The organism is Paenibacillus sp. OV219 (assembly GCF_900110075.1).
In the GTDB taxonomy this organism is placed as follows: Bacteria; Bacillota; Bacilli; order Paenibacillales; family Paenibacillaceae; genus Paenibacillus_Z.
Genome location: NZ_FOCJ01000006.1, coordinates 280,992 through 292,664, shown reverse-complemented (window position 1 = coordinate 292,664; position 11,673 = coordinate 280,992). Strand labels below are relative to the sequence as shown.

The following is an 11,673-nucleotide window of genomic DNA, read 5'->3' as shown; positions in this document are numbered from 1 at the left end:
TTAAACGGTATGAGGAGGTGCTGGAGGCATGGCAGATAATGAGGGAACGCTGTACACCGTGTCGCGTGAGGATTGGTCGCTTCATCGCAAAGGGCATCAGGATCAGGCGAGACATCAACAAAAGGTTCGCGAGGCGATCAAACAGAACTTGCCCGATCTTGTATCGGAAGAGAACATTGTCATGTCCGACGGGAAGCATGTCATTAAAGTACCGATTCGCAGTCTCGATGAATACCGCTTCGTCTATAATTTCAACAAAAATAAGCATGTCGGCCAAGGCGACGGCGACAGCCAAGTCGGCGACGTGCTCGGCGTCGACCCCGCTTCCGCCCAGAAAGGCGGCAAGGGCGAGAATGCCGGCGATCAGCCAGGAGACGATATTGTCGAAGCAGAGATCAGCTTAGCGGAGCTGGAGTCGATGCTCTTCGAGGAGCTGGAGCTGCCGTTTCTGAAGCAGAAGGACCGCGATCAGTTGGAGACGAAAGAGATTCGTTTTAACGATATACGGAAAAAAGGGATTATGTCCAACATCGACAAGAAACGGACGATCCTCGAGAACCTGAAGCGCAATGCGACGCATGGCGATCCTGGCATCCACGGCATTTCGCCGGATGATCTGCGGTATAAGACGTGGGAGGAAATTATTAAGCCTCAGTCCAATGCTGTCATTCTGGCCATGATGGACACGAGCGGATCGATGGGCTCCTTCGAGAAGTACGTGGCGCGCAGCTTCTTCTTCTGGATGACCCGCTTCCTGCGGCATCAATATGAGAATGTCGAGATTGTGTTTATCGCGCACCACACAGAGGCGAAGGAAGTGACCGAGGAGGAATTCTTCACCCGCGGTGAGAGTGGCGGTACGATCTGTTCATCGGCGTATATTAAGGCAATCGATATTATTGACAGCCGGTTCCCTCCATCGGTGTACAACATCTATCCGTTCCACTTCTCCGACGGCGACAACCTGACGAGCGACAACGAGCGCTGCGTGAAGCTGATCGGCGAGCTGCTCAAGCGCGCGAACCTCTTCGGCTACGGCGAGGTGAACCAATACAACCGCTCCAGTACACTGATGTCAGCCTACAAGCACATCAACCTGCCAAATTTCATGCACTACGTCATCCGCGAGAAAGGCGAAGTGTACAACGCGCTGAAGTCGTTCTTCCGCAAGCGGGAGTTGGTTGTTTAGTTGAATCAAACGTGGACGCCGTCCCATGTATGAAGACCTCCGTTCCACATTAGTGGTTCGGAGGTCTTTTCGTTGTTTCGTGCCTGCGGCACTGACTTGTCTAACCCGCCGCCCCCGCTCCTTCGAAGCTTATATATCGGACCTTTCTTCGCCACTCTGCCCATAAACCACGAAATTACACCGCTGGGGTTCGTTAAAATTCCAAACAAGCGAATTTGGGACAAATAAGGGCTGTACGATTCGTTAGAATGATCGAGCAGGCACCGCAGGTTTAAAACAAACAGCGTAAATGAGGCAGATTCGGCGAATGTAGATACTCTCGGCACTTCTACAGCTCAGAACAAAAAAACTCCTATCACCACGAATTCATCGTGACAATAGAAGCCCTTGCTCATCTTATTAAAGTTAATTCACTTATACCCGCTCCGCCTGCTGCCTTCGCCCGGACGAGCCCCGACTAAACAACACAAACGTCAACACCCCTGCAATGCCAAAGATCGCCGACGCATACAGTATATCTGCGATCGGGATTACCTCCGACAGCGTCGTGCTGAGCAGCGGTCCGATCGTGCCGCGGATGCCGAATAGCATGAGATGCAGCCCGAACACGATCACTTCGCGTCCTGGTGCAAGGCGCAGCATATAAGAGAGGAAGCCGATGTCCCAGATCGCATCGCCAATTCCTTGCATGCCACTGCCGATCAGCACCGCCGGATAATTACCGAGTATGGCGTAGAGCAGAGGGACCGTTGCAAAAGCAGCAAAACCGTACACGACCGTATGCTTGGCGGACAGTTTATCAATAACGCTGCCGACGATCATATAGGACACGAGCAGGCACGAGAAATACGCAATCCGCGCGAAGCCGATCTCGGTATTCGTCAGCTCTAGTCGGTTAACTTGAAAAATCTGATACAGTGGATTCGCAACGAGATTGCCGAAGCCGCTGAACATACATGCAAGGAAGAAGATGCCGATCTCCGGATTCTGCTTGATTAGCTGCAGCTGCTCGCGGAACGATGCACTTTTCTTCGCCTGCCCTCCACTCGCCGGTGGAACTTTGCGGGCTTTGACCTGATTGAAGACCAGAATCGAGATGACACCTGTCACGGAAGCGAAGAGCAGCGGACCAGACGGCCCGGAAACATCCGTCCACTTGCCAATGAAGAACGCCGTCGGAATCATAATCAGTCCCATCGCCACCCTCGTATTCCCCATCAGCTTCCCGCGATGCTCTGGCGGGTACATCCGCACAACAAGCGAAGCATAGGCCGGCGCTTGAATTCCCATTAGCATGTGAAACATAAGCGCTGCACATACATAGACAAGCGGCACGCCGAAGAATGCAGGCAGCAGAATGAGCGCTCTGGCGATAAAGTTCGGCACGATGATAAACGGCTTCGGCGACTGCGAACGTTCGATCAGGCCCGCCCACATCGGGGAGAATAGCAGCCCGATTGCCGGTGCAGCTGACAACAGACCGACTTGAATGTTCGATGCACCTTGCTGGATTGCCATCGGGATATAGAACTGGTTAAAGACCACGTTGAAGAAGCTAAATAATAGGGAAGCGGTTACATCATAGCTGAAATTATGCCAGGCTCTTGGTCCGAGCTGTAACCGAAGCGATGAGACCATCGCTCGAATGCTATTCATAGTAGAATCGTTACCCTTCATGGAAATTCATATAATATAAGTAGTATACACTTAAGCTGGGCCTTTGTGTGCATTTACCATTTTGACAAACTATCTAGCACAGGCGCATAATGTACGATGAGAGTTTATAATGGAACGATGCACATTAATTCGTAGGAGGATTTCATCATGCCGATAAGGCAACTTAAACGGCTGCTGCAGATGAGGCCGTTTCTTTTTTTCACACTCATTCTCGTTGTCAAAAGCATGCTAGCCTACCTCGTGATCTTCGACGGAGGCCCATCCTTGACGTTATTCATTACAGAGCTTCCTTTCTTCTGGCTCTTGTTCTGTTTAATCGAATGGTTCGCTACGAAACGCAAGCTCGCCCTGTACGTAACGGCCAACTTATTCGTGACGGCCATACTTTTCGCCGTCATCATGTATTATAAATATTTCGGCATTATCGTAACGTATCATGCACTTGAGCAAGCGAATCAGGTAACTGCGGTCAAGAGCAGCGTCTTCTCGCTTCTCGACCCTTATTATTTGTTTATTTTCCTCGATATCATCGTCTTTATCTTCCTGCTCCTTCGCAAGTCGAAGCTGCAGAATTGGAAGAAATTCAGCCAAGTGCCGCTGAACAAAGCTGTCGTATCACTTGTGTTCATATGTTCACTTGCGCTGTGCTTGTTCAACATCCTGCCAAATCGTGCGAGTATGAATGAATTGGTAAAGGCCGAGGATATGGGCATTCTCAACTATGAGCTCTACACGATCTTCGCCGATTCCAAAATGCCGGAAATTCCAATGGCCGATATTAACCAGCAAGCGATCGACCAAGCGAAAAGCATTACGGAGCCGCAATCGCCGAAGTATTGGAAAAGTGCATCCGGTAAAAACCTGATTATTGTTCAAATGGAGGCATTCCAGAACTTCTTGGTTGACCTGAAGATCGACGGTCAAGAAATTACGCCGAATATGAACAAATTGGCGCATGAGCACCTGTACTTCACGAACTTCTATCAGCAAGTCGGACAAGGCAATACATCCGACGCTGAATTCGTCGTTAATACGTCATTTTACACGCCGCCAACCGGAGCCGCTTCGATGATCTACAGCGACCGTAAGCTTCCGAGCCTGCCTCGTCTAGCCGAGGAGAACGGTTATCAAACCGCAACCTTCCATACGAATGTCGTTGACTTCTGGAATCGCAAAGAGTTGTACAACGCGCTAGGCTGGGACAACTATTACGATCAATCCTTCTTCGGCACGGACGATATGGTATTCTTCGGTCCTTCCGATGAAGTGCTGTATAAGAAGACAGCGGAGAAGCTGGACTCGATGCAGAAATCGGGCAAGCCGTTCTATTCACAGCTTATAACAATGTCTTCCCATCACCCTTTCACGATTCCAAAGGGTAAATATAAGCTGGAGCTGCCTGATCGTTATGATGGCACTTTCGTCGGTGATTATATTCGTGCGCAGAACTACGCCGATTATTCATTGGGATTGTTTATTGATGACTTGAAGAAGCGCGGTCTGTGGGATAACAGTGTCTTCGTCATCTACGGCGACCACCTCGGTCTGCCAATCTACTCGCTTGATAACGATGATAAGTCGCTTATGCACGAAATTTATGGTCGTGATTATGGTGTGACGGATATGATTAACATCCCGCTTATTATTTCAAGCCCAGGCATCCAGGAGCCGCATCAAGTGCTCCCGCAGCTCGGAGCGCAATCCGATATTATGCCGACCGTCTCGAATCTGCTTGGCTTCTCATTAGCCGATCATATTCACTTCGGACAAGACTTGCTTAATCAGACTTCGAATATACTGCCGGAACGTTATTACTTGCCATCTGGTTCCGTTATTACGGATCATGAGCTATTCATCCCAGGCACAGCCTATAAGGACGGTACGCATTACCCGCTGAAAGGGACTGTACAGACAAACTTCAGCACCTCGGAGGACCAGTACAAGCGCGCACTCAAGCTGCTCCAGCTCTCGGACAGTTATGTGAGCCAGCTGCCGCCGGTCGATCAGCCTTAGCCTTACCTGCATACAAAAGCACCGCTTCCCTAATAGCCATTTCAGGCCGATAGAGAAGCGGTGCTTTTATTGTGTCATCCATAGAGAACATAACGAATTTCGCAAATAGTGCCTTTTCCTGTTTTGCTGCTGAATACGATCTGACCGCCCATCACCTTCACCAGACTGACGACGACCATAAGGCCGAGCCCAGTCCCTTTCTCCTTCGTCGTGAAAAATGGCATGCCGATCCGCTTCAGCTGCAGCTTATTCATGCCGATGCCTGTATCCGCAATCTGGATATATACGTTCGATTGGTCAACCCTGGTCGTAATGGTGAGCACGCCGCCGCCTGGCATCGCCTCAATGGCGTTCTTAAGCAGGTTGAGCAAACACTGCTGAAACTTCTTCGGCTCCCCCATAATGTAGCAGTTCGCTTCTTGCTCATGGATGATCTTTATCTCAATGCTCGACATAACAGATAGCGGAGAAATCCACGGGATAAGCGCATTAATCTCTGCTTTCACATCAATCGGACGTGCATCCTCAATCGTCGGCTTCGCATAGTTCAAATAGTCGGTAATGATGGAATTCGCATGTTCGATGCCATCAATCGCATGCGCTCGGTAGCGCTCCAGCGCCTCGTTGTTAATATTCGGCTTGCCCATCATCTGCAGAAATCCTCGCGTCGTTGTTAACGGATTGCGGATTTCGTGTGAGATGGAAGCAGCGAGTTGGCCGATCATATGGTATTTCTCAGCATTGAACAGCTCTTCCTGCATCCGTTCGTGATTCCTCACTTGATAGTATGCGAAGAAGACAAGCACAGTCGACACGAACGTCCCCGCCAATATAACAGCAAGCGAACCGAGTTCGACCTCATGCCCGCGCTCATAGTAGATACCAATATAAACAGCTTCGTAGATGGAGATAAGCAGCAGCGCCATGTACATCAACTGTCTGAGCTCACACGTGCGAAGCCATCTGTGATGAAACAGAATGCCGAGCAGCAGAAGTACGGAAGTAGCTAGAGCAGTCGCGACGGGCTCCGTCCCCACAATCCAATAACCGCATACAAGGAAAGCAGCCCAGGCAACCACTCCTGCCAACCATCCTTCAACTATCGCGCCAAGCGCAGTCAGAATCGGAATCAGATACAAAGCGAACACATAAGGCTCGGTCGTCTCCATCAGCATGTAACAGACGCTTAAAAATACGAATATCGCGATGAACAGCAGGCCTCTCTGCTTAACCGTAACCATCGCAATCGGCTTTACAATGAGGATCATCATACATGCTGTTAAAATGTAAAGCAATCCATGAAATTCATGCGCCATAATGGACAGCATAGCAGCAATATCGACTCCTCTGATTAGAGCTCGTTACCTGTTAGGTAAATATAGTTATTTTCCCCTTTAACTATATCACATTGTTGTCTATATACTACCAGTAATTTCGCATAATTCGACAAATTACTGCTTGGCCCAGCTCTCATACAGCTCGTTTAACTGCTGCTGCAGTTCTTCTCTATGCGCCCAACGTTTCGTTAGCTCCTCCGCATGGAGCAGCATCGCCTGCTCCATGAGCTCGGCATCCAGGAAGGAGAGCTCCTTCTCCGCCTGTTCAATGCGAGCTTCCAGCTTCGCCTCGTCCGCAGGTGAAACTGCTGACTTGGTTGGCTGCTTGTTGCAAGCCTGCGGCGTGACTGATTGCGATGTCGCAGCCGGCTTTGTACTAATAACGGCCGCTGAAGCGCTCTCTGCTGCAAGCAGCTGATCCCGCTTCGCAGCATAATCGTCATAGCTGCCTTGGTAAACATGAATGCGGCCGCTCCGCAGCTCCCAGATTTGACTCGCAAGCTTATTAATGAAATAGCGGTCATGTGAAATGGCAAGAATCGTACCTGGAAAATCCTCCAGCGCCTCTTCGAGCGCTTCCCTCGCCGCAATGTCCATATGGTTCGTAGGCTCATCGAGTAGGAGCAGGTTCGGTTTCCTCAGAATGAGAAGCGCAAGCCTAAGCCGCGTCCACTCTCCGCCAGAGAGCTGACTAACGCTCTTAAACACATCAGCGCCATAGAAAAGATACCGTGCCAAGTGCGACCGCGCTTCGCCTTCCTCCATTGCTGCTTGCTCACGGAAATAAACGAGCATGCTCTTCTTATCGTCCGCCGGATACTCCTGCTGCGCCAAGTAGCCGATCTCGACCCGCGCGCCTACTTCAATCGTACCGTCATCGGGCGACTCTTCCCCCGTAATCATTTTGAACAGCGTTGACTTCCCTGTGCCATTACTCCCGAGAAGCATAATCTTGTCGCCGTACAGCAGCAAGCCATTCGCTTCGTTCAGCAGCTCTTTAGAGCCGTAACGCTTGCTCACGCTCGTCATCGTTACAACTCGCTTACCCGAACGATCCTCCGGCTTCAGCTGGAACTCTGCGCTCCTCGGATCAAGCACCGGCCGCTTCACCTTCTCCATTCGGTCCAGCGCCTTCTGCATCGAAGCCGCCCGGCGGAAGAACTTCTCGCCGCCGCCATTACGTCCCCACTCCGTCAGCTGCCTAATCGACTCTTTCATCTTCTTGATCTGCTTCTGCTGCTCTTGATATTGGGCGAACTGCTGCAGCAGCCGTTCTTCCTTCTCCTTCACATAACCGCTGTAATTAGCATGATAGCTCTGCGCTTCGCCATCCTCCAGCTCAATGATTTTGCTGACGACATGATCTAGAAAAGCCCGGTCATGCGAGACGACTACACATGCGCCATCGTAGCCGTTCAGATACGACTCCAGCCAAGCGACGCTCTGCAGATCCAGATGATTCGTCGGCTCATCGAGCAGCAGCAGCTCCGGCTTGCTAATCAGCAATGCGGCAAGCCCGATCTTCGTCTTCTCCCCGCCTGACAGCGACGCATAGCTGCGCTCGTACATCGCCTTCGTAATTTGCAGCCCATTAGCCACCGTATCAATCCTCGCATCAAGCTCGTAGCCGCCCTCGATCTGGAACCGCTCCTGCAGCTTCGCATAATCGGCAAGCAGCCGCTCAAGGCGCTGCGAATCGCCAGCCACCGAACTCGGATCAGACATCTGCTGCTCCAGCTCCGTCATGCGATCCTTGCACGCAAGCAGCTCTTTACAGCTTGACGCCAGCACGTCGTATACCGAACCGTCATCCCAATGGGCTGGTATTTGTGCCAAATAGCCGATTCGCAGCTCCTTACGTAGCGTGAGCATGCCTTCGTCCGGCTTCGACAGCTTGGCGATCAGTGAGATGAGCGTTGACTTGCCGCTTCCATTGCGTCCGACGAGCCCGATGCGCTCCTTCTCTTGCACTTCAAAAGTCACGTCTTCGAGGACGAGGTTCGCCCCGTAATATTTTTTTATATGCCCGCCATTTACAATGATCATAATGGAATCCTCCTAATTAAGTCGGAAGCACCGCCTCCCCTTAGCCCGATCCCTTATTATACGTACAAGAAAAAGAGCCGCAGGCAAATTGCCCGCGACTCTTCGGTCATTGTCCGATCGAGGTCTAAGGTAGGCGTCTTCGCATGAGTGGTGAAACCGTATTCGTGTTCTTGGACAGACTGATCCCGTTAGGTCCAAAAACATGTACGATGCCAGCCATCGCAATTGGAAGCTGGCTAACACGGTCGTTCACCTTCTCTGCATTCATCCTACCTTCACCTTCTTCTCATTAGTTACGATTACATTACCATATGCTGCGGTCGTTACGCAACTGCGGCTCCGCCTATTTCTGCAGCCTATTGTTCCAATTGTAGAGAGCATCGTATAATGGAATCCAGGTTTATCCATACAAGGAGGCTGTAATCCATTATGAACAATCTATTCCAAGCGGTTGCTCGCCGCGATGCTGATGCCGTTCAAGCATTAATTGATACTCGTGCTGATATTAACGCTACGGATGAGCGCGGTCGTACACCGCTGCTTGCGGCTACCCACGCGAACAATCCGACTATCGCCAAAATATTGATCGATGCTGGCGCTGACATTCACAAACAGGATCATATTCTGGATAACCCATTCTTGTATGCTGGCGCTCAAGGTCACTTAGAAATCGTCAAGCTTCTGCTCGCTGCTGGTGCGAACACGCGGATTAGGAATCGTTACGGCGGCGTTGCGCTCATCCCAGCCTCGGAGCACGGCTATGTCGATGTCGTACGCGAACTGCTGACCAATAGCGATATTAACGTCAATCATATTAACAATCTCGGCTGGATGGCGCTCATGGAAGTCATCGTCCTCGGGAATAACAGCCAGAATCATATCGAAGTCGCGAAGCTGCTTATCGAGCATGGCGCGGATGTGAATATCCCCGATAAGGAAGGCGTTACCCCTCTCCGGCATGCGAAGCGCAGACGGTTCAACGAGATCGCGGCATTGTTGGAGCAGGCTGGAGCCCATCTCTAGCGTCTAAACTTTGATAAGAACACATGCTCTTTCTTCTGGCCCTTCTGCTCCAAATCTTTGGCAATATCTCCTTTGAGTCGGCTCATGCACTTCGTACATAGCTTGCCTTGACGGACAGGCGATTCGCACAGGTCACATGCATCGGCCAAGTTCGGATAATCGTACAGCTTCAACTTTCCGCGGCGAATCAGCGAACGAATTCGGGAAACATCAATCGAGGTGGCTTCGGAGAGCTGCTCGTTCGTCAGGTGGCGGCTGCGTCTGAGTGTTTGTTCAAGTGCATTCAGCACCGCATCCTCCGCTGCTGAACAGCCCGAACACAGATTGCGCAAATTTTTCTGAAATACGTTACCACAGCCTGGGCAGTGGGCGACAGATAGCTCTCTGGACATAGCTCAACCCCCACATCTACTAGTTCTATTGAACTAATCATATCACGGCTTGGTTAAAAATTCATCTACCATTTCCCTTACCCAAAAAAAGCACATATCGCCACTTTCGTCCCCATACATATAGCTATGAAGCACAATTGCACGACAAGGGGGAAACGAATTTGCACCAGGATGAGGTCAAAGCGCTCGAACGAGCTATTGATGAGATAACGGAGATTGCTCAAGGATTCGGCCTCGATTTCTACCCGATGCGGTATGAAATATGCCCTGCCGATATCATCTATACATTCGGCGCTTACGGCATGCCAACGAGGTTCAGCCATTGGTCATTTGGGAAAACTTTCAATAAGATGAAGATGCAGTATGATTTTGGCCTTAGCAAAATTTATGAGCTTGTTATCAACTCGAATCCTTGCTACGCCTTTCTGCTAGACGGGAATTCCCTCATCCAGAACAAACTGATCGTCGCTCACGTGCTTGCTCACTGCGACTTCTTCAAGAACAATGCGCGATTTAGCGCTACGAACCGGAATATGGTCGAGAGCATGTCGGCTACTGCTGAGCGGGTCAGCCAATATGAGATGGAATACGGCACCGATGAGGTCGAGAAGTTCATAGATGCTGTTCTGGCGATTCAGGAGCACGTCGATTCGACGATAATCCGGCCATATAAGCTGGACAAAACACAGTATATTGAGCTGCTGAATAAGGAAAACCAATTAATTAAGTCGCCGCGCATTTCGCAATACGACGATCTATGGAATCTCGACCAAGAGGAGAAGGAACAAGCGAGCAGCGCAGCCAAGAGCGGCTCCGACGCGAAGAAGTTCCCGCCGCAGCCTGAGAAGGATCTCATCTGGTTCATCGAGGAGTATTCGCCGAATTTACAGGATTGGCAGCGCGACATCATGTCCATGCTGCGTGATGAGATGCTCTACTTCTGGCCGCAGATCGAGACGAAGATTATGAACGAAGGCTGGGCTTCCTACTGGCATCAGCGTATCCTCAGGGAGCTCGACCTAACGAGCGAGGAAACGATCGAGTTCGCGAAGCTCAATTCGGCGGTCGTACAGCCATCAAGACACTCACTGAACCCCTACTATCTCGGGTTGAAGATATTCGAGGATATCGAGCGCCGCTGGGATCATCCAACTCGCGAAGAACAGGAACGCCAAGGACGAAAGCCCGGCATGGGCCGTGAGAAAATATTCGAGGTGCGCGAGTTCGACTCCGACATCTCATTCCTGCGCAATTATTTAACGAAGAAGCTCGTCGACGACCTCGACCTCTATATCTTCGAGAAGAAAGGCGCTGAGTGGAAAATTACTGAGAAAGCATGGGAATCCGTGCGCCAACAGCTCGTGTTCTCACGTGTCAACGGCGGATTCCCGAGCATCGTCGTCATAGACGGCGATTTCAACCGCGTCGGCGAGATGTTCCTGTTCCACAATTACGAGGGCGTCGAGCTTGATCTGAAATATGTGGAGCGCACACTCCCGCATGTCGTTCAGCTGTGGGGCAAGTCGGTCCACCTGGAAACAATCGTCGAGGACAAACGCATCGTGTTCAGCTGTGACGGCAAGAAGACGAGCCGGAAGTTTATATAAGGGTAAAAGAAAAGATCGCATCCTCCGGGAGCCAGCCATGGTGATGGCTCCGGGGGATGCGATCTTCTTGTTTGGAGCTGAGAGATCATATATGCTCTCTCGCGATTGAAAATCGGCAATTTCGCTGCTGAGAGTGCTAATTGGGCACTCTCACTTCAGCAAATGGCCGGATTCGAGCTCCTTTCAATACTGAGAGATCATATACGCTCTCTCGCGATTGAAAATCGGCAATTTCGCTGCTGAGCATGCTAATTGGGCACTCTCACTTCAGCAAATGGCCGGATTCGAGCTCCTTTCGATGCTGAGAGATCATATATGCTCTCTCACGCTTGAAAATCGGCAATTTCGCTGCTGAGAGTGCTAATTGGGCACTCTCACTTCAGCAAATG

The 11,673-nt window shown here is 50.7% G+C and carries 9 protein-coding genes; 4 read left to right on the top strand and 5 right to left on the bottom strand.

Annotation, left to right across the window (positions count from 1 at the left end; translation table 11 throughout):
* Window positions 1–28 precede the first annotated feature (28 nt).
* A complete protein-coding gene (yhbH, locus tag BMY11_RS17080; RefSeq protein WP_090578619.1) occupies window positions 29–1,189 on the top strand; it encodes a sporulation protein YhbH in 1,161 nt (386 codons plus the stop codon).
* A gap of 414 nt (window positions 1,190–1,603) precedes the next feature.
* On the opposite strand, the gene BMY11_RS17075 is transcribed toward yhbH, so the two are convergent.
* Complete coding sequence (locus BMY11_RS17075) at window positions 1,604–2,845, bottom strand: MFS transporter (protein ID WP_090578616.1); 1,242 nt, start codon at window positions 2,843–2,845, stop codon at window positions 1,604–1,606.
* A gap of 168 nt (window positions 2,846–3,013) precedes the next feature.
* Between BMY11_RS17075 and BMY11_RS17070 the strand changes: the two genes are divergently transcribed.
* Window positions 3,014–4,879 (top strand): LTA synthase family protein, encoded by a 1,866-nt coding sequence (locus BMY11_RS17070; RefSeq protein WP_090578613.1) that lies wholly within the window; start codon window positions 3,014–3,016, stop codon window positions 4,877–4,879.
* A gap of 74 nt (window positions 4,880–4,953) precedes the next feature.
* On the opposite strand, the gene BMY11_RS17065 is transcribed toward BMY11_RS17070, so the two are convergent.
* The 3 genes from BMY11_RS17065 to BMY11_RS28905 form a co-directional block, all read right to left on the bottom strand.
* Complete coding sequence (locus BMY11_RS17065) at window positions 4,954–6,207, bottom strand: sensor histidine kinase (protein ID WP_090578607.1); 1,254 nt, start codon at window positions 6,205–6,207, stop codon at window positions 4,954–4,956.
* A 123-nt stretch (window positions 6,208–6,330) separates the two neighbouring features.
* Complete coding sequence (gene abc-f / locus BMY11_RS17060) at window positions 6,331–8,262, bottom strand: ribosomal protection-like ABC-F family protein (RefSeq protein ID WP_090578604.1); 1,932 nt, start codon at window positions 8,260–8,262, stop codon at window positions 6,331–6,333.
* Window positions 8,263–8,386: 124 nt separating this feature from the next.
* Complete coding sequence (locus BMY11_RS28905) at window positions 8,387–8,530, bottom strand: hypothetical protein (protein WP_177182684.1); 144 nt, start codon at window positions 8,528–8,530, stop codon at window positions 8,387–8,389.
* 161 nt (window positions 8,531–8,691) lie between these two features.
* Between BMY11_RS28905 and BMY11_RS17055 the strand changes: the two genes are divergently transcribed.
* A complete protein-coding gene (locus BMY11_RS17055) occupies window positions 8,692–9,285 on the top strand; it encodes an ankyrin repeat domain-containing protein (RefSeq protein WP_090578601.1) in 594 nt (197 codons plus the stop codon).
* Here the strand turns inward: BMY11_RS17055 and BMY11_RS17050 are convergent.
* Window positions 9,282–9,677, bottom strand: a complete 396-nt coding sequence (locus BMY11_RS17050) for a hypothetical protein (protein WP_090578598.1) — start codon at window positions 9,675–9,677, stop codon at window positions 9,282–9,284. The genes BMY11_RS17055 and BMY11_RS17050 overlap by 4 nt on opposite strands.
* 161 nt (window positions 9,678–9,838) lie before the next feature.
* Here BMY11_RS17050 and BMY11_RS17045 point away from each other — a divergent pair, with 161 nt between their 5' ends.
* On the top strand, window positions 9,839–11,284 hold the full coding sequence (locus BMY11_RS17045) for a SpoVR family protein (protein ID WP_090578595.1): 1,446 nt from the start codon (window positions 9,839–9,841) through the stop codon (window positions 11,282–11,284).
* Window positions 11,285–11,673 lie beyond the last annotated feature (389 nt).